Annotated in this window: 23 protein-coding genes; 1 reads left to right on the plus strand and 22 read right to left on the minus strand. The window is 69.0% G+C overall.

Annotated features, from left to right (window positions below):
* Window positions 1–2: 2 nt before the first annotated feature.
* The 21 genes from ABD693_RS01945 to ABD693_RS02045 all read right to left on the minus strand — a co-directional run bounded on the left by ABD693_RS01945 (window position 3) and on the right by ABD693_RS02045 (window position 23,324).
* Window positions 3–644: an NAD-dependent epimerase/dehydratase family protein gene (locus ABD693_RS01945; RefSeq protein ID WP_344695280.1), complete on the minus strand. Its 642-nt coding sequence runs from the start codon at window positions 642–644 to the stop codon at window positions 3–5.
* Window positions 644–1,804 (minus strand): deoxyguanosinetriphosphate triphosphohydrolase, encoded by a 1,161-nt coding sequence (locus ABD693_RS01950; RefSeq protein ID WP_344695281.1) that lies wholly within the window; start codon window positions 1,802–1,804, stop codon window positions 644–646. Before ABD693_RS01950 ends, ABD693_RS01945 begins: the two co-directional genes overlap by 1 nt.
* The gene (locus ABD693_RS01955) at window positions 1,801–3,594 is read right to left on the minus strand and encodes an SPOR domain-containing protein (protein WP_344695283.1); all 1,794 of its coding nucleotides are present in this window, start codon (window positions 3,592–3,594) and stop codon (window positions 1,801–1,803) included. The genes ABD693_RS01950 and ABD693_RS01955 overlap by 4 nt, the downstream gene beginning before the upstream one ends.
* A 202-nt stretch (window positions 3,595–3,796) precedes the next feature.
* Window positions 3,797–5,173: a cell division protein FtsZ gene (gene ftsZ / locus ABD693_RS01960; protein WP_344695285.1), complete on the minus strand. Its 1,377-nt coding sequence runs from the start codon at window positions 5,171–5,173 to the stop codon at window positions 3,797–3,799.
* A 151-nt stretch (window positions 5,174–5,324) separates the two neighbouring features.
* Window positions 5,325–6,584, minus strand: coding sequence for a cell division protein FtsA (gene ftsA / locus ABD693_RS01965; protein WP_344695286.1), 1,260 nt, complete (start codon window positions 6,582–6,584; stop codon window positions 5,325–5,327).
* Complete coding sequence (locus tag ABD693_RS01970) at window positions 6,584–7,489, minus strand: cell division protein FtsQ/DivIB (protein WP_344695287.1); 906 nt, start codon at window positions 7,487–7,489, stop codon at window positions 6,584–6,586. The genes ftsA and ABD693_RS01970 overlap by 1 nt, the downstream gene beginning before the upstream one ends.
* A complete protein-coding gene (locus tag ABD693_RS01975) occupies window positions 7,486–8,412 on the minus strand; it encodes a D-alanine--D-alanine ligase (protein ID WP_344695289.1) in 927 nt (308 codons plus the stop codon). The genes ABD693_RS01970 and ABD693_RS01975 overlap by 4 nt, the downstream gene beginning before the upstream one ends.
* Entirely contained in the window at window positions 8,405–9,310 is a 906-nt protein-coding gene (murB, locus tag ABD693_RS01980; RefSeq protein ID WP_344695290.1) for a UDP-N-acetylmuramate dehydrogenase, read from the minus strand. The genes ABD693_RS01975 and murB overlap by 8 nt, the downstream gene beginning before the upstream one ends.
* Window positions 9,307–10,719, minus strand: a complete 1,413-nt coding sequence (gene murC / locus ABD693_RS01985; protein ID WP_344695291.1) for a UDP-N-acetylmuramate--L-alanine ligase — start codon at window positions 10,717–10,719, stop codon at window positions 9,307–9,309. The genes murB and murC overlap by 4 nt, the downstream gene beginning before the upstream one ends.
* Window positions 10,716–11,876: an undecaprenyldiphospho-muramoylpentapeptide beta-N-acetylglucosaminyltransferase gene (gene murG, locus ABD693_RS01990; protein WP_344695292.1), complete on the minus strand. Its 1,161-nt coding sequence runs from the start codon at window positions 11,874–11,876 to the stop codon at window positions 10,716–10,718. The genes murC and murG overlap by 4 nt, the downstream gene beginning before the upstream one ends.
* Window positions 11,873–13,084 carry an FtsW/RodA/SpoVE family cell cycle protein gene (locus ABD693_RS01995; RefSeq protein WP_344695293.1) on the minus strand — a complete coding sequence of 404 codons (1,212 nt, stop codon included), beginning with the start codon at window positions 13,082–13,084 and terminating at the stop codon, window positions 11,873–11,875. Before ABD693_RS01995 ends, murG begins: the two co-directional genes overlap by 4 nt.
* Window positions 13,081–14,379, minus strand: coding sequence for a UDP-N-acetylmuramoyl-L-alanine--D-glutamate ligase (murD, locus tag ABD693_RS02000; RefSeq protein ID WP_344695294.1), 1,299 nt, complete (start codon window positions 14,377–14,379; stop codon window positions 13,081–13,083). The genes ABD693_RS01995 and murD overlap by 4 nt, the downstream gene beginning before the upstream one ends.
* On the minus strand, window positions 14,376–15,446 hold the full coding sequence (gene mraY / locus ABD693_RS02005; RefSeq protein WP_344695295.1) for a phospho-N-acetylmuramoyl-pentapeptide-transferase: 1,071 nt from the start codon (window positions 15,444–15,446) through the stop codon (window positions 14,376–14,378). The genes murD and mraY overlap by 4 nt, the downstream gene beginning before the upstream one ends.
* Window positions 15,434–16,822: a UDP-N-acetylmuramoyl-tripeptide--D-alanyl-D-alanine ligase gene (locus ABD693_RS02010; protein ID WP_344695296.1), complete on the minus strand. Its 1,389-nt coding sequence runs from the start codon at window positions 16,820–16,822 to the stop codon at window positions 15,434–15,436. The genes mraY and ABD693_RS02010 overlap by 13 nt, the downstream gene beginning before the upstream one ends.
* The gene (locus ABD693_RS02015; RefSeq protein WP_344695297.1) at window positions 16,819–18,234 is read right to left on the minus strand and encodes a UDP-N-acetylmuramoyl-L-alanyl-D-glutamate--2,6-diaminopimelate ligase; all 1,416 of its coding nucleotides are present in this window, start codon (window positions 18,232–18,234) and stop codon (window positions 16,819–16,821) included. Before ABD693_RS02015 ends, ABD693_RS02010 begins: the two co-directional genes overlap by 4 nt.
* A 5-nt stretch (window positions 18,235–18,239) precedes the next feature.
* On the minus strand, window positions 18,240–19,952 hold the full coding sequence (locus ABD693_RS02020) for a peptidoglycan D,D-transpeptidase FtsI family protein (RefSeq protein ID WP_344695299.1): 1,713 nt from the start codon (window positions 19,950–19,952) through the stop codon (window positions 18,240–18,242).
* Window positions 19,949–20,671 carry a hypothetical protein gene (locus tag ABD693_RS02025; RefSeq protein ID WP_344695300.1) on the minus strand — a complete coding sequence of 241 codons (723 nt, stop codon included), beginning with the start codon at window positions 20,669–20,671 and terminating at the stop codon, window positions 19,949–19,951. Before ABD693_RS02025 ends, ABD693_RS02020 begins: the two co-directional genes overlap by 4 nt.
* Window positions 20,668–21,663, minus strand: coding sequence for a 16S rRNA (cytosine(1402)-N(4))-methyltransferase RsmH (rsmH, locus tag ABD693_RS02030; RefSeq protein WP_344695301.1), 996 nt, complete (start codon window positions 21,661–21,663; stop codon window positions 20,668–20,670). The genes ABD693_RS02025 and rsmH overlap by 4 nt, the downstream gene beginning before the upstream one ends.
* Window positions 21,660–22,082 (minus strand): division/cell wall cluster transcriptional repressor MraZ, encoded by a 423-nt coding sequence (locus ABD693_RS02035; RefSeq protein ID WP_344695302.1) that lies wholly within the window; start codon window positions 22,080–22,082, stop codon window positions 21,660–21,662. The genes rsmH and ABD693_RS02035 overlap by 4 nt, the downstream gene beginning before the upstream one ends.
* Before the next feature lie 388 nt (window positions 22,083–22,470).
* Window positions 22,471–23,094 carry a DUF4350 domain-containing protein gene (locus ABD693_RS02040; protein WP_344695303.1) on the minus strand — a complete coding sequence of 208 codons (624 nt, stop codon included), beginning with the start codon at window positions 23,092–23,094 and terminating at the stop codon, window positions 22,471–22,473.
* Window positions 23,094–23,324, minus strand: coding sequence for a hypothetical protein (locus ABD693_RS02045; protein ID WP_344695304.1), 231 nt, complete (start codon window positions 23,322–23,324; stop codon window positions 23,094–23,096). Before ABD693_RS02045 ends, ABD693_RS02040 begins: the two co-directional genes overlap by 1 nt.
* A 107-nt stretch (window positions 23,325–23,431) precedes the next feature.
* Here ABD693_RS02045 and ABD693_RS02050 point away from each other — a divergent pair, with 107 nt between their 5' ends.
* Complete coding sequence (locus ABD693_RS02050) at window positions 23,432–23,770, plus strand: hypothetical protein (RefSeq protein ID WP_344695306.1); 339 nt, start codon at window positions 23,432–23,434, stop codon at window positions 23,768–23,770.
* 263 nt (window positions 23,771–24,033) lie between these two features.
* Here the strand turns inward: ABD693_RS02050 and ABD693_RS02055 are convergent, their stop codons facing one another.
* Window positions 24,034–24,387, minus strand: coding sequence for an Imm8 family immunity protein (locus ABD693_RS02055; RefSeq protein ID WP_344695307.1), 354 nt, complete (start codon window positions 24,385–24,387; stop codon window positions 24,034–24,036).
* Window positions 24,388–24,423: the final 36 nt, after the last annotated feature.

A 24,423-nucleotide genomic window follows, 5' to 3' on the forward strand; every position in this document is an offset into this window, starting at 1 on the left:
CCTCAGGCACCGGCGGCCGCGCGCCGCCGGATCGCCCGATTGTCGTGAACATGGAGCCCGGGTGCCTGCTGCTCAGCGAGAGTGGCAAGCGCCCGGGCGACGTCGCTGGCGGGAATGCCCGCGAACCGGTCGAGCGGGCCCACCAGCAGCGGATTGAGCAAGGGCGCGAGCGCCTGGCCGATCGCCTCGCCGATCCGCCGCTCCTGCCGGTCGCCGAGCAGCAGGCCGGGCCGAACGATATCGACCCGCTCGAACCCCATTCCCTCGACCGCCGCCTCGACCTCGCCCTTGAGCCGGAGATAGGCGTTGCGGCTGCGGGCGTTGGCGCCGCTCGAGGAAATCAGCAGGAAATGCCGCGCCCCCGCCGCCCGTGCCGCCCGCGCAAAGGCCAGAACGGCATGGCAGTCGACCGCCTCGAAGGCTTCCCAACTCCCCGCCGCCTTGCGCGTCGTACCAAGGGTCGAGATCGCCAGGTCGACCCGTTCGCCCGCGAGCGAGCCCGGCCATTCCGCCATCGATCCCAGCCGCTCGTCCTTCGCCCCGCTCGGCCGTCGCCCCAGAACCAGCAGATCATGCCGCGCCTCGAGCAGCGGCCACAGGCTCCGGCCGACCAGCCCGGTCGCGCCGATAAGGACGATGCGCATCAGAATTTCTCCGGCAGCTCCACGGGTCCGACCAGCGCCTCGTGGCGGGCGATGGCGAAGGGGTCGGTCATGCCCGCGACATAGTCGGCGACGTTACGGGCGGTCGTCTCGGCGCAGTCGCCGCGGTGCCAGGCGTCGGGCAGCAGGCGCGGGTCGGCGAGATAGGCGGCGGCGAGGTTGGCGACCACGCGCTGCGCCTCGATGCGCACCGGCTGGAGCGCGGGCGCGTTGTAGAGGTTGGCGTAGAGGCAGCGCTTGAGCGCGCGCTCGTCGGCGGCGAGTTCGTCGGAAAAGCCCGCCAGTGCCATGCCGGCCGAACGGACGTCCGCGAGCGTCTCCGCCCCGCTCGCCGCCACCCGCCGCCGGGTCTCGGCCAGAAGATCGCCAACCATGGTGCCGATCTGGTCGCGGACCAGCGCCTTGACCTTGCGGTCGAGCGGAAGATCGGGCCAGCGGGCGCCAATCGCGTCCCAGTGCCGCTTCACGAACGGCTGCTCGAGCAGAAGGTCGAGCGGCAGCACGCCCGCGCGAAGGCCATCGTCGATGTCGTGATTGTCATAGGCGATGTCGTCGGCGAGCGCCGCGACCTGCGCCTCGAGGCTGGCGAAGGAGTGAAGGTCGAGCCCGACCTCGGCGTCGACCTCGGCCAGCGCCCAATGGGGATTGGCGACCGGACCATTATGCTTGGCGAGCCCTTCGAGCGTCTCCCAGCTAAGGTTAAGGCCGTCGAAGTCGGGATAAGGCGTCTCGAGCCTCGTCACGAGCCGCAGCGTGTGCCCGTTGTGATCGAACCCGCCGTGATCCGCGATCGCCGCGTCGAGCGCATCCTCGCCGGCATGACCGAAGGGCGGATGGCCAAGGTCGTGGGCGAGGCACAAGGCCTCGGTCAGGTCCTCGTTGAGGCCGAGCACGCGCGCGACCGTGCGACCGATTTGCGCGACCTCGATGCTGTGGGTCAGGCGGACGCGATAATGGTCCCCGTCGGGAGCGACGAACACCTGCGTCTTGTGGCGCAGGCGGCGGAAGGCGACCGAATGCACGATCCGGTCGCGGTCGCGCTGGAAGGCGTCGCGGGGGCCGCGGGGCCCAAGGTCGGGCTCGGCATGGACCCGCCCCCGGCTCTCCGACGGGCGGGCGGCGATGCCGGCGGGAAGGCTCACTTCGATGCGAGCTTCTCCAACTTGATTCCGCCCGGCGCGGTCCAGGCAAAGCCCTGCAGCTTCGCGGCATGCAGGTCGTTGACGAACTCCTGCGCCTCGTCGTCGCTCTTGAACGGCCCGATCAGCAGCCGCGACCAGCCCTTCATCGCCGCGACGACCGGCGCCCGGCCCTTGAACAGGCTCGCCTTCTTGGCGCGGATCTTGGCGAATTCCTTGACCATTTGGTCGGTGTTAGACCCGCCGGCGAGCTGGACATAGATGCGCGAGCCGCCGCTGGACTTGGCGGGCTTGGCCTCTTCCTCGTCCTTGGCCGCAAGCTTGGACTGGCACTTGGTCCTGGCCGAGCCCTTGAGCTTGGCGCAGGCCTTGGCGTCGTCATCCTCGGCCTTGGCGGCGGTCGCGAGCTTGGTCTCGCACTTGGTTTTGGCCGAACCCTTGAGCTTGGCGCAGGCCTTCGCCTCGTCATCGTCGGCTTTGTCGGCGGCGGCGAGCTTCGTTTCGCACTTGGTCTTGGCCGAGCCCTTGAGCTTGGCGCAGGCCTTCGCATCGTTCTCGGCGGCTACGAGGCCCATGGGCTTGGCTTCGCACCGGGTTCGCGCGGTGCCCTTGAGCTTGAGGCAGGCGGTGTCGATGCTGGCGAGCTTCACCGGCGCAGCTGGCTTGGGATCGCACTTGGCCGTGCTCCCCTTGCGACCCCTGAGCGGGGTGCAGGCGGTGTCCGCGACCTTCGCCTCGGCGACCTTGACCGGAGCCTTGGCGGGTCGACGCGTCTCGACGATCGGCTTGGGCGCGGGCGGCGGTGGGGCGGCGTTCGTCGCGGGCAGGCTGACGAGCGTCGTCTCGAGATCGGCGAGGCGCGTGGTCGGGACCGGGTCGGGCGCTGTGGCGGGCGCGGGTGCGGGGGTCGGGACATAGGTCACGGCGACCTTGCTGCCGGTCCGGGCCCGCGGCGGCGCGCTGCGCACCGGGGTCGGGGCCGCGATCACCGGAGCGGGCTCGACCGACGCCATGGCCGCGCCCTCGGGCGGGAGGATCCCCAGTTGCACGGCGGCGGCCTTCTGCCCGGGACCGAGCGTCGCCAGCCGCTGGAGAAACGGTTCGAAGCCCGCGCTGCGCCCCGGCATCATCGCCGCAATCGCCTGGCGCGCACCGACGAGATCGCCGGTCAGCGCCTGGACGAACGCCCGCGCGCGCCGGGCGGCGGGATCGCGCCGCGCGATTAGCGGATCGAGCAGGGTCAGCGCCTCGGTCTTGCGCCCCGAAATGGCGAGGCTGAGCGCCAGCCGGCGCCGCGCCTCGTCGGCATCGGGGCCTGACAGCACCGCGCGATAATCGCTCTGCGCTTCCGCCTGCCGTCCGACGACGTCGAAGGCGAGACCGCGGTCGAGCGCGATGCTGAATTGCGTCGCGCCCAGGCGCTGCGCCTGCTCGAACAAACCGAGCGCGGTCGTCCCCTCACCCATTTGCGCCATCGCCGAGCCTTGCCCGGCCTTGGGCGCCCACTGGTTGGAGCCGATCTCCTCGGCGCGGCCGAAGAAGCCGATCGCGGCCTCCGCATCACCAAGCCTCAGCGCCGCGCGGCCAGCCCCGAGCAACGCGTTATAGTCCTTGGGGTTGATCGCGAGCAGCCGGACATTGCGCGCCAGCGCCGCCTCCGGGGTCTCGTTCGCGCCGGCCACCGGCATCGGCGGCGGTGCGGGAGGGCGGCCCCCGATATATTGCGCATGTGCCGCGCCCTGCAGCAGCAACGCGCTTGCCAGCAGCAGGCAAGTTTTCCTGATCATCCCCATCCCGTGACGAGGCTTAGCTGAGCGCCGGCTGACGGGAAGAGGCCTCGGCGGCGAGACGTTGGCCTTGGGGGACGAGTTGAAAGCCATCCGGTTGCCGAGAAGGCGAGCAGCCGCAGAGGCAACGAAGGGGTCCGTCGCGCCAGGCGAGAACCCCTCCGTCAGCCGCAGGCGGCTGGCATCCCCCCGCTGGGGGAAGAGCAAATTACTGGTTGTTCTGGCGGTTGAGGAAACGCGGGATGTCGAGCGGCTCGCGGCGGAGACTCGGCGTCTGCTCTTCCTCGACCTTGCCGCCGGCGCGGGCCATCGAGCTCATCCGCTCGAACAGCGTCCCGCCCGAGGCGGTTGCCGGCTTGGCGAGCGGCGCGGTGTCCTCGTCCTTCGGCGGCGCGATCGGCGGGGTGCCGACCGGAGTCGTCAGGATGTCCTCGCTATCGAGCAGCAGTTCGTCGCCATCGGCTTCGTCCGACAGGTCGAGCGGCTCGGGTGCCTTGGCGACGGGCGCGATCGGCGCTGCCGTGGCGGTCGGAGTCGCGGCGGCGGTGGTGCGGCCCGGGAAGGTGAAGACCTTGCTCTGGGTCGATCCGCTGGTGCTCGGCACCGGCTTGGTCGCCTCTTCGGCCTCGATGCCGGTGGCAACGACCGAGACGCGGATCTTGCCGTCGAGGTCGTTGTTGAACGCCGAACCCCAGATGATGTTGGCGTCGGGGTCGACCAGTTCCTTGATGTGGCTGGCGGCCTCGTCGACTTCCATCAGGCGCATGTCCTCGCCGCCGGTGATCGAGATGATGACGCCCTTGGCGCCCTTCATCGAGACGCCGTCGAGGAGCGGGTTCGAGATCGCCTTCTCGGCCGCCTCGATCGCGCGATTGTCGCCCGACGCCTCGCCGGTGCCCATCATCGCCTTGCCCATCTCGCCCATCACCGAGCGAACGTCGGCGAAGTCGAGGTTGATGAGGCCCGGCATGACCATGAGGTCGGTGATTCCGCGGACGCCCTGCTGGAGGACCTCGTCCGCCATCATGAAGGCTTCCTTGAAGGTCGTGTCCGAATTGGCGAGCCGGAACAGGTTCTGGTTCGGAATGACGATCAGCGTGTCGACGTGCTGCTGGAGCTCGGCGATGCCGGCCTCGGCGGCGCGGGTGCGGCGGTTGCCCTCGAAGGCGAACGGCTTGGTCACGACGCCGACGGTGAGGATACCCTTGTCGCGCGCGGCCTTGGCCATCACCGGCGCGGCGCCGGTGCCGGTGCCGCCGCCCATGCCCGCCGCGATGAAGCACATGTGCGCGCCTTCGAGGGCGCGCTCGATGTCTTCCATCGCCTCTTCGGCGGCAGCACGGCCGATCTCGGGACGCGCACCGGCGCCGAGGCCCTGCGTGATCTTCGAGCCGAGCTGGATGCGGCGATCGGCGAGCGAGGCGTTAAGCGCCTGCGCGTCGGTGTTCGCGACGAGGAAGTCGACGCCCTGGACGTCGGCCTGGATCATGTTGGCGATGGCGTTGCCGCCGGCGCCGCCGACACCGATCACGGTGATCCGCGGCTTCAGCTCGTCAACCGCCGGCCGGACGAAATCGATGCTCATGTTGGTGGACCCCCGCAAATCAACGCGTTGAAACTTGAGGGATGAATCTATGATTCACCAGTGCGGGGCGCACAAGCGGAAAAGTTAACATCGGTGCATCTTTTCAGGCGAAACGTGGCGGGCGGGACTCATTCGTCCCGCGCTGGGACAATCAGCGCCCGCCCTTGATCGCCGTCATCAGCCGCGAGAACATGCCGGTCGCCTGCGGCCCGGGCTTGCTGCGCGGCAGCGCGAGGTCGCGGATGTCGCCGCCGCTCCCCTGGCTGGCGAGCAGCGCGAGGCCGACGAGGCTCGAGAAGGCCGGCCCGCTGTGCGCGTCGGGGAGGCCGGTAATCGCGCGCGGCCGGCCGACCCGCACCGCGCGGCCGAGCACGCCCTGCATGTAGTCGGCGATATTCTTGAGCTCGGCCCCGCCGCCGGTGAGCACCACCTGCCCGCCGACCGGCTTGACGAAGCCCATGTCCTTCAAGGCCGCCTCGACCTCGGCGGTGGTCCGCTCGACCCGCTGGCGGATGACGGTCATCAATTGCGCGCGGCTGATGCGAAGCGGCTCGGAACCGTCCTCGGCGCCGATCGGCAGCGCTTCGACCACTTCGTGATTGTCGCGCGGGCTTGTCATCGCCGAGCCGTGGAAGCACTTGATCCGCTCGGCGTCGCGGCGGCGGACCCCGAAGGCGGCGGCGATGTCGTCGGTGATGTCCTTGGCGCCGATCGGGATCGAGCGCAGACCGACCAGCATCCCGCCCGCGTGAAGCGAGACATTGGTCACTTCGGCGCCCAGCTCGACCAACGCGACACCAAGGTCGCGCTCCTCGGGGCTGAGGCAGGCGAGCGCGGCGGCGACCGGCGAGGCGACGATCGCACGCACGCCCAGATGCGCCTGGCGGATAGTGAGGTCGACGTTGCGCAGGGGCGCTTCGTCGGCGGCGATGACGTGGATGTCGACGCCCAGCCGGCTGGCGTGCATGCCGACTGGCGAGCGGACGCCCTGGACATCGTCGATGGTGTAGAGCGCCGGATTGGCGTGGAGCACGACCTGCCCGTCGCGGTCGACCGCCTCGCGGCCCGACTGAAGCAGTTCCTCGACATCGGTCGGCTCGACCTGATGGCCGCCGATCTCGACCTCGACGGTGGCGAGGTCGCTGCTCAGCCCGCCCGCGCCATAGCTTGCCCAGACATCCTCGATGTTCTGGCTGCTCATCCGCTCGGCCTGTTCGACCGCCTCGCGGACCGCGACCTCGGTCGCCTCCATGTCGGTGACGAAGCCGCGCTTGACCCCGCGGCTCTGCCGCTGGCCGGTGCCGAGCACGCGCGGGCGGCCTTCCTCGTCGAGGGTGCAGACGATTGCCGAGACCTTCGAGGACCCGATGTCGAGCGCGCCGATCAGGATCGGCTCTTCGCGATTGGCCATCAGTTGGCGACCTCGGCGTTGGTCGCGGGGGGCGGCTCGGCGCCCGGCGGTACGCGGACGATCATCTTGCCGGGGACGCGGAGGTCGAAGCGGACCATGTCGCGGCCGAGAAGCCCGACCGAGCGGTCCATCTTGGCGAAGCGCTGCAGCGCCTTCGACGCCGTTGCCGCTCCCTCGGGCAGCGAGACGGTCTCGCCGGTGGTGAAGCTGAGGTCGAACCGGCGACCGCCGATCCAGGTCGCCGAGGCGAGCTGGGGTTTCAGGGTAGGAACGCTGTCGAGCATCTTGTTGAGGGCGATCGCCTGGCTGTTGGCGCCGGGCCCGATCAGCAGCGGCAGTTCGGGCATCTTGTCGATCGGCACCGCGTCGAGGACCACGCCCTCGTTGTCGATCAGGCTGAGCCGCCCCTGGTGCTGCCAGACCGCGGCGGGGGTCCGCTCGACGAGGTCGACGACGAGGCTGTCGGGCAGGCGGCGCGAGACCCGCGCGTCCTTGACCCAGCCGAATTGCAGGAGGTTGTCGCGGATCCGGTCGAGATCGACCAGCGCCTGCGCGGGTTCGTCGCTGCCGATCGGCGCTTCCTCGGTCGCCCGATGCAGTTCGTCGGTGACCACCGCGTCGACCTTGCGCCGGTCCATGTTCTTGAGCCCGACAATCTGGTAGCCGGAAACCTTGAACCCGGCCTCGCCCGTCGCCGCGCCGGTTGCGCGCAGCGCCTTGCCGGGCAGGTCGAGCGCGATCACCGCGACCAGCACCATCGCCAGCACCAGCGCGCCGAACGCCCAGCGCGCGAGCTTGCCGCTCCCTTCAGGCCATGGCGACGCGGCGCGCGCGGGGGCCTTGCGGCCGCCCTTCGCCCTTGCCTTGCCCTTGGTGGGCGTGCGCCGGATGGCCTGCGCGTTCACGGAAGCGCTTCCTCGATCAGCCGCTCGACCAGCTCGCCATAGGAGATGCCGCGCTGGCGGGCCTGTTCGGGGACGAGGCTGAGCGGTGTCATGCCGGGCTGGGTATTCACCTCGAGGAGATAGACCCCGGCCTCGCCTTGGGCGTCGTCCCAGCGGAAGTCCGACCGGCTGGCGCCCTTGCAGCCGAGCACGCGATGGGCCTTCAGCGCCATGTCGAGCATCGACTGGGCGATGTCGTCGGGCACCTGCGCCGGGCAGACATGTTCGGTCAGCCCATCGGTATATTTGCTGTCGAAATCGTAGAAGCCGACCTTGGGCTTGAGTTCGGTGACGCACAAAGCCTCGTCGCCGAGCACCGCGACCGTCAGCTCGTGCCCCGCGATGAAGGGCTCGGCGAGAAGCTCGTCGAAGTCGTTCCACGGTCCCTGGGTGTCGCGCCCGATCGGATTTCCGTAATTGCTCTCGTCGGTGACGATGGCGACTCCGACCGACGAGCCCTCGTTGACGGGCTTGAGGACATAGGGCCGCGGGATCGGATCGCGCTCGAACAGGGTCTCGGAGCGGACCATCGTGCCCTCGGGCATCCGGACACCGGCGGGGACCAGCAGCAGCTTGGTCAGCTCCTTGTCGATCGCGATCGCCGAGGTGCTGAGCCCGCTGTGCGTATAGGGGATCTGCATCAGGTCGAGCATGCCCTGCACGGTTCCATCCTCTCCGGGATGGCCGTGGAGGGCGTTGAACACGATGTCGGGCCGAAGGCCGGCGAGCACCTGCGCGATGTTGCGATCCATGTCGACTTCGGTGACGTTCGACCAGCCGCGCTCGCGCAAGGCGGCGGCGACGCCCTTGCCGCTCATCAGGCTGACCTCGCGCTCGGAGGACCAGCCGCCCATCAGCACGACGACATGCAGGTCCTTATTCACGCTCGCTAACTCCGACACGCTGGATTTCCCACTCGAGTTCGGTGCCGCTGTGTTCGCGGACCCGGCGCCGGACCTCTTCACCCAGATTCTCGATGTCGGCGCTGGTCGCGCTTCCGAGATTCAGGAGGAAGTTGCAATGCTTCTCGCTGACTTGGGCCCCGCCGATGGTCAGTCCGCGGCAACCGGCGGCGTCGATCACTTCCCACGCCTTCTTCGGAAGCGGGTTCTTGAAAGTCGATCCACCGGTCTTGGAGCGGAGCGGCTGGCTCGCCTCGCGGCTGGCGGCGATGCGGTCCATCTCGGCCTGGATGGCGTCCGGCTCGGCGACGTGCCCGCGGAAGGTGGCGGAGACCACGATCGCCTGGTCGGGCAGCGCGCTGTGGCGATAGGTGTAGGCGAGGTCGGCGGGCGACAGGGTCCGGCGGTCGCCCGAGCGCAGCACGACGTCGCACGAGACGAGGATATCGGCGGTCTCGCGCCCGTAGGCGCCGCCGTTCATCTTGACGAACCCGCCGACGGTTCCGGGGATCGAGCGGAGGAATTCGAGCCCGCCGATGCCGCAATCGCGCGCGGTCGAGGAGACGAGGATTCCGCTCGCGCCCCCGCCGCACTGGAGCGTGGTCTCGTCGAGCTTGGTCACGCGGGCGAAGGGCTTGCCGAGCCGCACCACCACGCCCGGAACGCCGCCGTCGCGAATGATGAGGTTGCTTCCGAGCCCGAGGCCCATCACCGGCACGGCCGGATCGAGTTCCCGCAGAAAGTCCGCCAGCGCGTCGACGTCGGCCGGCTCGAACAGGGTTTCGGCCGCGCCGCCGGCCTTGAACCACACGAGCGGCGCCAGCGGCGCATTGGGGGTGAGCTTGCCGCGGACGGCAGGAAGGGTGTCGGCCGCGCTCACTTGTTCGCCCGCTCCTGCCGGATCGCGTCGGCGAGGCCGGCCGCCCACTTGGTGATGTCGCCGGCGCCCATGCAGACGACGAGGTCGCCGTCCGCCGCCAGGTCGCGCAGCACGTGCGCGAGGTCGCCGGGCCCTTCCACCGTCTGCACCATCCGGTGCCCGCGGCTGCGAATGCCTTCGGCCAGCGCATGGTGATCGATGCCCTCGATCGGCGCCTCGCCCGCGGCATAGACCGGCGCGACCAGCACCGCGTCGGCCTCGACGAAGGCGTTGGCGAAATCTTCCATCAGGTCGCGCAGGCGGGTGAAGCGGTGCGGCTGGACGACCGCGATGACGCGCTCGCTGCTGCTGTCGCGCGCGGCCGAGAGGACGGCGCGGATCTCCACCGGATGGTGGGCGTAATCGTCGATGATCACCGCGCCATCGACCTCGCCCGCCCGGGTGAAGCGGCGCTTGACCCCGCCGAACCGCTCGAACCCGCTGGCGATCACCGTGTCGGCCAGCCCTAGTTCCAACCCGACCGCGATCGCGGCAAGCGCGTTCTGGACGTTGTGGCGGCCCGGCATCGGCAGGGTCACGCCCTCGATCCGCCGCCGCTCGCCGGAGCGCTCGAGCACCAGCGCGTCGAAGGTCGTCACCCCGCCGCTGGTCGTCACATTGTCGGCGCGAAGATCGGCCGCGGCGGAGAAGCCGTAGGTCACCACGCGCCGGTCCTTGATCCGGCTAAGCAAGTTCGCGACCTCGGGATGGTCGATGCACATCACCGCGAGGCCGTAGAAGGGCACGTTCTCGATGAACTCGACGAACGCGTCCTTGGCCTTCTCGAAGCTGCCGTAATGGTCGAGATGCTCGGGGTCGATGTTGGTGACGACCGCGATCGTCCCGTCGAGGCGCAGGAAGCTGCCGTCCGATTCGTCGGCCTCGACCACCATCCAGTCGCCCTGGCCGAGCCGGGCGTTCGAGCCATAGGCATTGATGATCCCGCCGTTGATGACGGTCGGGTCGAGCTGGCCGGCGTCGAGCAGCGCGGCGATCATCGAGGTCGTCGTGGTCTTGCCGTGGGTGCCCGCCACCGCGACCGTATTCTGCATCCGCATCAGCTCGGCGAGCATCTCGGCACGGCGGACCCGGGGAAGACGAAGCTCGGCGGCGGCCTGGACCTCGGGATTGTCGGCGCGGATCGCGGTCGAGCAGACCAGCACCGCCGCATCGCCGAGATTGTCGGCGCTCTGTCCGATCATCACCTTGATGCCGGCTTTGCGAAGCCCCTCGGTGACATAGCTCTCGGCTTGGTCGGAGCCCTGCACCTGGTAGCCGAGCTGATGCATCACCTCGGCGATCCCGCTCATGCCGATGCCGCCGATGCCGACGAAGTGGATGGTGCCGATGTCGCGGCCTAGCGCCTTCATGCCGCGGCTCCCGCCGGCGCGAAGCCGATCGCCGGCTGCTCCGACTGCACCCTGCCGACCAGTGTCGGCGCCTCGCCCTCCCCGATCCGCTCGACCAGGTCGGCGAGGTCCTGCGCGGCACGCGGGCGGCCGACCGACAACGCGCGCGACGCGGCATTGGAGAGCGCCTCGGGATCGTCGGCCAGCGCTTCGATCTGCCGGGCGAGCGCGGCTGGGGTGAACTGCGGCTGCGGGATCATCCGCGCCCCGCCGGCCCGCGCCAGCTCGCGCGCATTGGCGGTCTGATGGTCGTCGGTCGCGATCGGCAGCGGAACGAGGATCGCCGGGCGCCCCGCGGCGGTCAGCTCGGCGATGGTCGAGGCCCCGGCGCGTCCGATCATCAGGTGCGCTTCGCCGAGCTTGGCATCCATGTCCTGGAGATAGGTCGACAGCTCGGCCGGAATGCCGAGGCGCTTGTAGGTCTCGCGGACCCGCTCGATGTCGTCGGGGCGGCATTGCTGGACAACCTGGAGGCGGTGACGAAGCCCCTCATTGAGCGCGCCGAGCCCCTCGGGCACGACCTGCCCCAGCACCGTCGCGCCCTGGCTCCCGCCGGTGACGAGCAGTTTCAAGGGCGCGACGTCATCGAACGCCGGGAACGGCAGCTCGCCCAGCCGGACGATGCTGTCGCGGACCGGGTTGCCGACCAGCACCACCTTGCCGCGGTCGCGGGCCTTCATCCGCTCGACCCGCTCATTGGCGGTGGCGATCGCCTTGGCCTTGCCGGCGAGCAGGCGGTTGACCCGGCCGAGCACCGCATTCTGTTCGTGAAGCACGGTCGGGATACCGAGCGCCGAGGCGGCGAGCAGCGCGGGAAAGGCCGGGTAGCCGCCGAAGCCCACGACCGCATGCGGCTTGTGCTTGGCGTAGAGCCCCTTGGCCTCGCGCCGCCCGGCCATCACGGCGCGCATGCCTTTCAACAGCCCCCACGGGGTCTTGCTCAGCCGCCCGGCCGGCAGGATGTGCACCGGCACGTCCTCGAACAAGGCCGGGATCTTGGCGCCGCGCGCGTCGGTCAGCAGCATGACCCCGTGGCCGCGGCGCTTGAGTTCGGCGGCGAGCGCATGAGCCGGGATCATGTGGCCGCCGGTACCCCCGGCAGCGAGAACGAAATTCATAAGGTCGGGCGCTCCCCGCTCCACTTCACGACATAAGGGGAGCGCTTCAGATAGGGATTTCGGCGGGTGAAGGCGAGCAGCAGTCCCATGCCGATCGACAGCGCCAGCATCGACGAGCCGCCATAGGAGATGAACGGCAGCGTCATGCCCTTCGACGGGGCGAGCTGCACGTTGACCGCCATGTTGATCAGCGCCTGGAGCCCGAACTGGCAGGCGAGGCCCGCGGCGGCGAGCACCGCGAAGGGCTCGTCCTCGTCGAGCAGCTTGACCAGTACCCGGACCACGATCGCGCAATAGATGGCGGCGATCGCCATGCAGGCGATCAGTCCGAATTCCTCGCCGATCACCGAGAAGATGTAGTCGGTGTGCGGCTCGGGAAGGTGGAACTTGCGGGTGCCGCCGCCCGGACCCATGCCGAACAGCCCGCCCGCGGTCAGCGTCCGCATCGCATTTTCGACCTGGAAATTGTCGCCTTCGCCGAAGAGGAAGCCGTCGATCCGGACCGTCGCCACGTCGTATAGGAAATAGGCCAGCACCACGCCGACGATCCCGCCGACGCCCATTCCGGCGAGGATCCGGATATTCGCCCCGGCGAGCGCGATCATCACCACCCAGACGGTGCCGAAGATGATGGTCGACCCGAAGTCGGGCTGGATCATCAGCAGCACCGCGACGAGCCCCGTCAGCGCGCCGGACAGGAGCATCACGGGCAGGCCCTTGTCCTTCTCCTTGAGGCTGAGCAGCCACGCGATCGCGACGATGTAGAGCGGCTTGAGAAATTCGGACGGCTGGAACTGGGCGAAGCCGAAGCTGATCCAGCGCCGCGCCCCGTTCTTCTCGGGGCCGATCAGCGGGACCAGCACCATCGCGACGAGGCACACCGCCGCCCCGATCAGGCACAGCCGCTTGAGCCGCTCGCGCGGCATCATCGAGATCAGGATCATGATCGGCAGCGAGACCGCCAACCACATCGTCTGCCGGTAGAAATAGTAAAGCGGCGCGACCGTGACGCTGCCGCCCGAATAGCGCTGGCCCGCGGCGGGCGAGGCGGCGGCGACGGCGACGAGGCCGATCGCGATCAGCACCGCGACGAGCAGCAGCAGGACCCGGTCGATCTCCCAGAACCAGCGACCCACCGCCGAGCGGTCGGCGCGGCCGTAGCGGTTGCTCGTATCGATCGGAAAGGCCTTGGCCAGGCTCAGGTTCATAGCTTCCCCACCAGCGCCCTGAAGGCGTCCCCTCGTGCCTCGAAGTCGCGAAACTGGTCGAACGAGGCGCAGGCCGGCGAGAGTAGAACGGTCTCGCCCGCCTGTGAATCCTCCGCCGCACATTTCACCGCATTTTCCAGCGTTTCCGCGCGGGTGACGGCAATGCCGCGCGCCTCGAGCAAATCGGCGAACATCGGCCCGGCCTCGCCGATGGTGTAGGCATGGACGACATGGTCGAGGTGCCTGGCCGTGTCGCCCAGCTCCTTCGTCTTCGCCTGCCCGCCGACGATCCACCGGATGCGGGGATATGCCGCCAGAGCGGGCGCGGCCGCTTCGGCATTGGTTGCCTTGCTGTCATTGACGAAGAGGACGCCGCCCATCTCGCGCACCCGTTCCATGCGGTGCGGGAGGCCCGGATAGGTTCGGAGGCCCAATTCAATATCTGCGGCTGGCACTTCCAACGCGTAGCTGACCCCAATCGCAGCTGCAGCGTTCAGGCGGTTGTGCGGGCCCTGTAGGGTCGGCCACTCGGATTGCGCATTCATCGAAATCTGTGCGCCAAAGTCTTCGATCATGTCAGTGAAAATAATCTCAATATCGCGCTGCTCGTCGGTCGCTCCGAAGGCTGCATCGGTATCGTTATCGACAATTACGAATCGGCAGGGCGACTGCATCGAGAAGAGCCGAAGTTTGCTTTCTGCATAAGCTTCAAAGCTCTCGTACCGATCGAGATGATCCGGCGTGATGTTGAGCAGCACCGCGACGTCGCAGTCGAGGCTTTGCGTCAGGTCGATCTGATAACTCGACAGCTCCAGCACATAGACCCCGCCCGCCGGCAGCGCATCCTGCGCGAGGATCGGCAGGCCGATGTTGCCGCCCATGGTCGTCGGCACCCCCGCGGTCTGCAGTATGTGGTGGACCAGCGCGGTCGTGGTGCTCTTGCCGTTGGTCCCGGTGATCCCGACCACCTTGTGCGGCGGAAGCTCGGGCCGGGCGCGGGCGAACAATTCGATGTCGCCGATGCTCTCCACCCCCGCCGCCCGCGCTCGCGCCGCGATCGGATGCGTGTTGAGTGGAACGCCGGGCGACACGACGAGGCTGTCGAAGGCGGACAGGTCGGCGCTGTCGAGGTCGAGCAGGGTTGCCCCCTCGGCCTTGGCCCGCGCCTCCTCGCTGCGGTCCCACGCCGTCACCTCCGCCCCGCTCGCCACCAGCGCGCGCACGGTGGCGAGGCCGGAGCGGGCGAGCCCGTAGACGGCGTATTTCTTGTTCTTCCAGGCCTCGGCCGTGATCACCGCAGCTTGAGCGTCGACAAGCCGGCCAGCGCGAGGATGAAGGCGATGATCCAGAAGCGGATCACGACCGTCGGCTCGCTCCAGCCCTTGTGCTCGAAATGGTGGTGGATCGGCGCCATCAGGAAGACGCGCTTGCCGGTGCGCTTGTAGACCGCGACCTGGATCACGACCGATAGCGCTTCGACCACGAACAGCCCGCCGATGATCGCCAGCACGAACTCGTGGTGCGAGGCGACCGCGACCGCGCCCAATGCCCCGCCCAAAGCGAGGCTCCCCGTATCGCCCATGAACACCGCCGCCGGGGGCGCATTGAACCACAGGAAGGCGAGGCACGCCCCGACGATCGCGAGCAGCAGCACGGTCAGGTCACCCGCGCCGAGCACGTGGGGAATCCCGAGATAGGCCGCGAACTTCGCGTTGCCGACGAGATAGGCGATGATGGTGAAGGCGATGGCCGCGATCACCACCGGCATGGTCGCCAGCCCGTCCAATCCGTCGGTCAGGTTCACCGCATTGCCGAAGGCGACGATCACGAAGGCGCCGAACACGACGTAGAACCATTCGAGGTTGATCACCGGCCCGGTGTAGAAGGGGAGGTACAGGTTGCTCCCCGAATGGCGCACCATCAGCCAGGTCGCCGCGCCCGCGATCACGAACTCGAGCGCCAACCGCACCTTGCCGGGGATGCCCGCGTGATGCGCCTTCTTGACCTTGTCATAGTCGTCGAGGAACCCGATCGCGCCGAAGCCGGCGGTGACCAGCAGGCAGGCCCAAACATAAGGGCTGCCAAGGTCCATCCACAGCAGGCACGAGACCGTCACCGAGACGAGGATGAGGAGCCCGCCCATGGTCGGCGTACCGCGCTTGGCGAGATGGCTCTGCGGACCGTCGGCGCGGATCGGCTGGCCCTTGCCCTGGCGGACGCGCAGCCAGCCGATGAACCACGGCCCAAGCAGCAGCCCGATCAGCAGCGCCGTCGCGGTCGCGGCCCCCGCCCGGAAGGTGATGTAGCGAATGAGGTTGAGGACTCCGGGGAAACCCAGATATTCCGCGATTACGTAGAGCATGTCGCGGCGCCCCCTGCCACCCGGTCGACCAGTTTCGCAAGACCGATGCCGTTGGATGCCTTGACCAGCACCGCGTCGCCCGGGGCCAGCCGTGCCAGCAGCGCGTCGGTTGCCGCTGCGGCGTCGGGCACGAGGATGGCGGCAACGTCCGAACCCAGCGCGTCGAGCAGCCGCCGGGCGGGTTCGCCGACCAGAATCACCTCGTCGACGCGAGCCTCGCGGATCGCGGGAGCGAGCCCGGCATGGGCCGCATCGCTATGCTCGCCAAGCTCGAGCATCGTGCCGAGTACCGCCAGCCGGCGTCCTTCGACCTTTTCCTCGCCGAGACTGCGGAGCGTCGCCGCCATGCTCGCGGGATTGGCGTTGTAGCTTTCGTCGATCAGCAGCGCGGTACCGCCCGGAAGCGCAACGCGGTGTCGCTCTCCCCGGCCCTTCAACCCGCCCATGTCGCCGAGCGCGAGGCCCGCCGCGGCAAGGTCGGCGCCCGCGGCCTCGACCGCGGCCAGCACGGCAAGGCTGTTCGACACCCAATGCTCGCCCGGTTGCGCGATGGTATAGGTAAGATCGGTGCTCTCCAGCCGCGCGGTGACGAGGCTCCCGCCATTGTCGGCGCGCACCGCATGGAGCGCATGGACGTCGGCATCGCCCGACCCGAAGGTCAGGATCGTCTCGGCATGGCGCCGGGCCTTCTTGAGGAGGCGATCGCGGTAGGGCGTGTCGTTCGGGATGATCGCGGTGCCGCCGGGCTCGAGACCCTCGAAGATCTCGCCCTTGGCGTCGGCGATCGCGTCCATGCTCCCGAGGTTCTCGATGTGCGCCGGCGCGATGGCGGTGACCAACGCGACATGCGGCCGGACCAGCGCCACCAGCGCGCGGATCTCGCCCTCGTGGTTCATCCCCATCTCGAACACGCCATAGACGCTGTCGCGCGGCATCCGGGCGAGGCTCAACGGCACGCCCGTATGGTTGTTGTAGCTCTTGAGGCTCCGGTGGACCTTGCCCCGGTGCCGCCGCTCGAGCGCCGCCGCGAGCGCTTCCTTGGTGCTCGTCTTGCCGACCGAGCCGGTGACGCCGAGCACGGACCCGGTCATCCGCGCCCGCGACGCGATCGCCAGCGCCTCGAGCGCCTGCGGCACGTCGTCGACCAGCACGTGCGGTCCCTCGACCGGCCGGCTCACCAGCGCTCCGGCCGCGCCCTGTGCGAAGGCACGGGCGACGAAGTCATGGCCGTCGGCAACGGTGCCGGGCATGGCGACGAACAGCCAGCCTTCCTCGACCTCGCGGCTGTCGAAGGTCACGCCGGTGACGTCGAACGGCGCGGACGCCCTGCCCCCGGTCGCCGCCTCGATTTCGGCGGAGGTCCACAGCGCGCTCACGCCGCCACCTCGCGTGCGACCTGCGCGTCGTCGAAGGGCAGGCTGCGGTCGCCGACCAGCTGGACCGTCTCGTGACCCTTGCCCGCGAGCAGCACGATGTCGCCTTCGCGCGCCTCGGCCACCGCGGCCGCGATCGCCTCGCGCCGGTCGCCGATTTCGCGCGCACCCGGCGCGCCGGCCAGCACCGCCTTGCGGATCGCCGCCGGATCCTCGGTCCGCGGATTGTCGTCGGTGACGATGACGAGGTCGCTGCCCGTCGCCGCCGCGCGGCCCATCTCGGGGCGCTTGCCCTCGTCACGGTCGCCGCCAGCGCCGAACACGGTGATCAGCCGCCCCTCGACGTGCGGGCGGAGCGCGGCGATCGCCGCCTCGAGCGCATCGGGGGTATGCGCGTAATCAATATAGACCGGGGCGCCCGCCCGCGTGATCACCGCCCGCTCGAGCCGCCCGCGCACCGGGCTCAGCCGGCCCATGCCGGTGAAGGTCCGCTTCCAGTCGCCGCCCGTGGCGAGCACCAGGCCGGCCGAGACCAGCACGTTCGCCGCCTGGTAGGCCCCGATCAGCGGAAGCTTGAGTTGATGGTCCTTGCCATCGACGCCGAGCGTCAGCGTCTGGCCGAGCGGGCTCGCGCTGCGCGCCTTGAGGTCGATCGTCTCGCCCCCCGGCCCGACCGTCAGCAGCCGCAAGCCCCGCCGCCTGGCCCGCTCGATCACGTCGCCACTCTTCGGGTCGCCGGTCCACACGACCGCCGCGCCGTCGTCCGCGACGACCTCGTCGAACAATCGCATCTTGGCCTCGAAATAGGCCTCCATCGTGCCGTGATAATCGAGGTGGTCGCGGCTGAAATTGGTGAAGGCGGCGGCCGCGACCGGCAGCCCCTCGCTGCGATACTGGTCGAGCCCGTGGCTCGACGCCTCGAACGCCACATGGCTGATGCCGAGCTTCTTCAGCCCCGCGACGTTCGACAGGAAAGTGACGATGTCGGGCGTGGTCAGGCCGGTCTTGACCTGGTCGTCGGCGGTGGTGACCCCGAGCGTTCCGACCGAGGCCGAGCGCTGCCCCGCCATGCGCCACAATTGCCGGGTCATCTCGACACAGCTGGTCTTGCCGTTGGTGCCGGTGACCGCGACCATCACCTCGGGGAAAGGCGCGTAGAAACGTGCCGCAAGCTCGGCGAAGCGGCGACGCGGCTCTGGGTCGGCGATATGGACCGCGCCCTCGACCCTCGCTTCGGGCCGCGCGACGACAGCCACCGCGCCGGCCGCGATCGCCTGGGGAATGAAATCCTCGCCGTTGCGCACCGCGCCCTCAAATGCGCCGAACACGGTGCCGGCCGACACCTTGCGGTGATCGAGCGCGAAGCCGCTGACCTCGCCGGTCTGCGGCGTCCCGAGAAGATCGGACAGGAGCATCGGGCTTATTTCTCTTCGCGGACGAAGGGCAGCACTTCGCTCATGTTGGCATCGCGCTTCAAGTCCGGGCGGACCCCCAGCATCGGCGCGATCCGCGCCACGACCTTGCCGAAGGTCGGCGCGGCGTTCCAGCCGGCGGTGCGGAAGCCGTAGGTTTCGGCGGTGGCCTTGGGTTCGTCGAGCATCACCACCATCGCATAGCGGGGCTCGTCCATCGGGAAAACGCCCGCGAAGGAAGTGATGTTCACCGTCTTGGAGTAGCGGCCGTTGATGACCTTCTCGGCGGTGCCGGTCTTGCCGCCGATGCGATAGCCGATCGCGTCGGCCTGCTTGCCGGTGCCTTTGAGCACGACCAGCCGCAGGAGCGAGCGCATCTTGTAGCTCGTCTCCTCGGTGAAGACCCGGCGGCCGGGCGCGACCGGATGGTTCTTGCCGACCTTGAGCAGGGTCGCCGGCCGGTAGAGCCCGCCGTTGTAAAGCGTCGCATAGCCCATCGCGAGGTGGAGCGGGGTGACCGCGATCGAGTGGCCGAAGCCGACCGTCATCGTGGTCGCGGTGCTCCAGTTCGACACCGGCACGGTCTGCGAGCGCGACCGTTCGGGCAGCTCGACCTCGACCTTGCCCATGAAGCCCATCTTCTTGAGGAATTCGCGCTGGCGCTCGCCGCCGACCTCGGCCGCGATCTGCGCGGTGCCGATGTTCGAGCTTTCCATCATGATCTCGGCGACCGAGCAGGCGCGCCCGAACGGATGGGTGTCGGTAATCTGCCGCCCGCCCGGCAGGGGCAGCGCCTTGGGGCAGTTGTACATCTGCCCCATCGACTTCACGTCGCCGGTGTCGAGCGCCATCGCGACCGTGAACGGCTTGAAGGTCGAACCAAGCTCGAAGGTGCCGAGCGTCGCGCGGTTGAACCGCGCCTCTGGGTCCATGTTGCCCGCGATATTGGGGTTGAGCTGCGGCAGCGAGGTCATCGCCAGCACTTCGCCGGTGCGGATGTCGAGCAATACGCCCGCCGCGCCGATGGCGTTGAACTTGGTCTTCGCCTCGATCAGCTCATGCTCCATCGCCTGCTGGACGCGGCTGCTGATCGACAGGGTGAGCGGCTCGCCGCGGCGCTCGGGATCGGACAGTTGCGCGTCGAACGCGCGCTCCATGCCCGCCGCGCCATGGCCGTCGATGTTGGTGTAGCCGAGCACGTGCGCGGCTAGGTCGGTCTGCGGATAGAGCCGGTCGGGCTCGCGGCTGAGGGCGATGCCCGGTTCGCCGAGCCCGTTCAGCGCCTGGATGAGGCTCGGGGCCGCGCGGCGGCGCAGATAGATGTAGCTCTTCTTGGAGTTGATCTCGGCGAGCCAGCCGGCGGCGTCCTTTTCCGGCAGGAGCCGGGCGAGGTTCTCGGCCAGCGCCCGCTTGTCGCCGATCACCTTCGAGGGCTGCAGCGCGACGGTCCAGCTGTCGATCGTCCGGGCGAGCGGCTGGCCGTCACGATCGACGATGTCGCCGCGTGCGGGGATCAGCGCGCTCACCCCGCCCTGCGCGCCCGCGTGGGTCCCGAACAGGCCGAGCCAGGTCAGGCGGGTCACGATCAGCCCGATCACCGCCATGAAGACCAGCATGCCGACCATCAGGCGCTGGTGCATGACCGCCAGCAGCTGCCGCCGCTGACCGACCAGGCGAAGCCGTTCGGGCCGGGCGACGAGTGCGGGGGTCGGAGCGTTCATTGCCGGGCTTTGGTGTCCTTGGGTTGGGCAGTCGGCTTGGCCGTCGGCTTGGGCGCGGTCTTCGCCGGGGCCTTGGCCTTGGTGTCGGCAAGCACCGTCTTGGCCTTGGCGTCGATCGCCGCGGGCTTGGGCTTGCTCCTGGGGGCGGTCGTCGGTGCCGCCGCGGTCTTGGTCGCCGGAGCCTGCGCCGTAGCAGGCTTGTCCGCCGCCTTCACCGCCTTGGGTGCGGCAAGCTTCGGCTTATCCACAGTTTTTTGCGGCTCGGCCGGAAGTTCGCGGCGATAGCTGGCGACGTGCATCAGGTCGCTCGCGGTGCCGACCGGCGCGGTGTCGGCGTCGGAGCGCGCGGGCGCGCTGATCGCGGCCCGGGGCTCGGGCGCCGGGGCCGAGGCGAGCACCACCGGCGCCGCCGGGTCGAGCGTCTTCTTGGGCGCGGTCAGCGTCGCCAACTGGAACTCGCCCTCGAGGAACTGCTGCGCCTTGGGCGCCGACAGCGCCAGCACCTTGACGTTCCAGCTCTCGAGCTGCTCGAGCCGGCCGCGCGTGCCGATCTCGGTCTGGAGCACGCGGATGTCGCGTTGCGCCAGCACGATCTTGTTCTGCACCGATTCGAGGCTGGCCCGCTCGGACGCCACCTTCAGACTGACCATGTAGCAGCCGAGCGCGGTGGTCGCGACCGCCGCCACCCAGCCCATTTCACGGAACCCACGGACCATCATGCTGCCTTTCGCGGGGTGACGGGGGCCTCGGTGCGGACCGCCGTACGAAGCCGGGCCGAACGCGCCCGGGGATTGTCGAGAAGTTCGGCCTCGCCCGCCGAGATCGGCTTGGCGACGGCGCGGAAGGTGGGGGCCGGCCCAGCGGCCACCGCGGGGCGATGGCGCGAGCCGGCCGGTGCGGCCCCACTCCGCACCTTGAGGAACTGCTTCACGATCCGGTCCTCGAGGCTGTGGAAGGTGACCACCGCCAGCCGCCCGCCGGGACGAAGGCTGCGCTCGGCGGCTTCCAGCCCCGCCTCGAGCTCCTCGAGCTCGGCGTTCACGTGGATCCGGATCGCCTGGAAGGTGCGGGTCGAGGGATCGGTCTTCATTCCCGCATGCCAGCCGAGCACCTTGCGGCACACCGCCGCCAGCTCGGCCGTGCGGGTGAGCGGCCGCGCGGCGACGATCGCCCGCGCCAGGCTCTTGGCCCGCGGCTCGTCGCCATAGGTGCGGATCACCCGCGCGATCTCGGCCTCGTCGGCGGTGTTGAGGAAGTCGGCGGCGCTCGGGCCGTCCTGGCTCATCCGCATGTCGAGCGGGCCGTCATCGCGGAACGAGAAGCCGCGCTCGCGCTGATCGAGCTGCATCGAGCTGACGCCGATGTCGAGCGTGATCCCGTCGACCGGGGCGAGCCCTTCGGCGTCGAGCACCGCCGCCATCTGCGAGAAGCGCTCGTGAATGAGGGTCAAGCGCGAGTCCGGGACGAGTGACGGCCCGTTGGCGATCGCATCGGGGTCGCGATCAAAGGCAATCACTCGTCCCGCCCCCGCCCGGAGCATGGCACGGGTGTAGCCGCCAGCTCCAAACGTGCCGTCGACATGCGTCTCGCCAGGGGCGATGGCGAGCGCTTCGACGACCTCATCGACCAGCACGGGCTTGTGCGCCGCCGCGACCGGCTCTTGCGAGCCGGCCAGGGTTGCGCCCGGAACGGAGGGGGGAACCTCGCTCATGCGAGCCCCCGTTCCTCGAGCCGATACCGGCAGACATCCTTCAGGTCCTCGGGGATGCGGTCATCCTCGAGGAGGGTAAGCGGGTTCCAGATCTGGAAGGTCTCGCCCACGCCCAGGAACAGGGCGAGGTCGGCGATTCCGCCCTTGCGGCGCATCATGGTCGGAACGAGGATCCGGCCGGTGCTGTCGTAGGGCACTTCCTCGCTGATCGCGAAGGCCATCAGGTTGTTCTGCTGATAGGCGAGCTGCGCGTCGGGCAGCTGCTCGTTCTTCTCGAGGAGGCGCTCGATCTTCTGGTGCTTCAGCGCGGCGTAGGCGGGGTCATAGGCGCTGAGGCAGGGGAAGGTCTCGTGCTTGGCGAGGACGATGGTGCGGGCATCGCCGCGGCGCTCGATCACGGTGCGCAGGAAGGCGGGCACGGAGACGCGACCTTTCGCGTCCACTCCGTTCAAGGCGCTGCCCTGAAACAGATGCTCCAAACCCACCGTCGCACACTCCCCGTTGCGCGGTGGACAGATTCTTCCCGTTCGCCGGAACGCGGGGTTGCCGCCTCCGGCGGCCGGCCCACCAACAATGGGATCAGCCCCGCGCTACGACTTGTGTGTAACGCGGGTATGCATGGGACTCAATGGGATTTGATGGGAAACCGTGGGCTAAAGTGGTTTATCGCGGAATTCTGCGACTTTGCTGCACCACTCTTCGGCCCGTGTTCCCCTCCCGTTCTGGATGATGAAGCTGTGGATAAGTCTGTGAGCGAGCAAAAGCCAGCGAATCCCATGGCTTCCCATGGGTTTCCGAGTCCCACCCTCAGCGCGCGTTCGCGACCAGGTCGGTGACGGTCTGGAGGTCGCCGGGCGTGTCGCGCATCGCGAGGTCGGCGTCGGCCAGCACGACCACCCGCCCTCGCCCGATCCGGCACCGCGCCACCGAAGCGCCGGCGTCCACCGTGCAATTGCTCCCGGTCGCCGCCAGCTGTCCCATCCCCGCCGGGTCGCTGCCCGGCGCGAGCGTCAGCCCCCAATGCGCGAGCAGCCCGGTATCGGGATAGACGAACGGCGGCCGGAACTTGTCGCCGAGCGGGCGGCTGCTCTCCCACTGGAGCTGCGGGTCGGCGAGCAGCACCATTCGCCCCCCGGCCCGCACCCACCGGTCGAGCGCGACCAGCCGCTCGGCCGTCAGCGCCTGCGGCTGGATCGCGAGCAGGAGCCCGCCGGCCGCAAGCTGCTCGGGCCCATCGACCGCTTTCAGGCGATAATCCCGCTCGAGCGCCGCGCGCAGCGCACTCTTCGGCGGCTCGAGCCCGAAACTCTCGGCGAAGACGATCGGCAGGCTGGTCAGCAGCGCAAGCTCGGGCTTGTCGGCGGGCTTCGACGGCGCGGGCGACGAACAGCCGGCCAGCCCCAGCACGAGCCCGAGCAGCAGGCGGCGCATCAGCGCGCGCTGTTCGCCGGCTTGTCGGCCTCGTTCTCGCTGCCCTGCCCCGGCGCCACGCCGAGATCGGCGAGCGGATCGGACGGAGCCTCGTTGCTTGCGCCGGCATTGGCCTGCGGCTCGTCGCCGCTGCGCACGATCGCCGTGCCGAGCAGCACCATCAGGAACACGAAGGCGAGGCCTGTCAGCCCGTAGCGGATGCGCTGCATCGCGGTTCCTCCCACCCCCATGGCCTCAAAACTGATGCCGAAGCGCGATCATTGCAAGCCCATGACAGTGAGATCCTCGCACGGCGCACCCATTGACCGTTCATGTTGCACTCGCGAAAGGGCGAATCATGAAGACCTCCCTCACCCTCGTCGCGCTCGCCGCGACGCTCGCCCTCTCGGCCTGCAAGCAGAACACCATCGTCGAGAACGGTCCGCCCGATCCCATGGCGAACGAGCTCGCCAACGCCGCGCCGGTCGAGCTTCCGCCCGCGATCAGCGCCAGCAAGAGCTATCGCTGCGCCGACAACAGCGTCGTCTACATCGACTGGCTCTCGAACGGCGCCGCCCGCATCAAGAAGAGCGCCGAGGACGTCCCCGGCACCGAGATCGATGCTGCGGCCGCGAAGGCCATCGGCGACGACAAGGCCGCGACCATCAAGTACCAGGGCAAGAGCTGCAAGGCCTGAGCCCTTCGCTCCCCTTCACCCTTCACCGAACCCCGGCCCTCACCGGCCGGGGTTTTTGTTTGCGCGGCGTGCACCCCGGCCAAGCCCGACGAGGCGTCCCGCGTCTCGAGCGAATGCCGACGTCGCCAAAGTGCCGCCCCACCTGCGACCTCCCCGTGGCGCAGCCATGGGGAGGGGAACCGCTCAGCCGCGAGGCTGAGTGGTGGAGGGGCCGACGACGCTCCGGCAGCGGCGAACGTCCTTTTTGGGTGGAAAGCCGACGCTTAGCTGCCAGCGTAGTCCTCGAACTCCCAGTGGCTCCATCGAGCAAGCTTAGCCGCAATTGCTGCCCAGTCAGCTCCCTCGGCCTGACGCACCCGCTTGACTACGTAAGCTTCAAGCGACGCGAGGTCGAACTCACTCATGAAAAAGTGGTGTCGACCGCTTACCACCTTGTCCGTCTCCAGCTGCAGCGAGAGCCACTGAGGCGAGCAAACGTAAAAATTGAAATTGTCCGCCTCCTTTGATCCCAATGTGCCAATCTGCGCGGTCACAAGCACACAGAAAGCGTCATTGTCGGGAACGTAGCTCTCGAGTTCGGCATCGACGCTGTGGATTCCCTTAAGTTCCGCTCTCATGGCGTATGCTCGCATGGCGAGCGCAATGTCCGCAAT

The organism is Sphingomonas rosea, assembly GCF_039538065.1.
GTDB classification, from domain to species: Bacteria; Pseudomonadota; Alphaproteobacteria; order Sphingomonadales; family Sphingomonadaceae; genus Sphingomicrobium; species Sphingomicrobium rosea.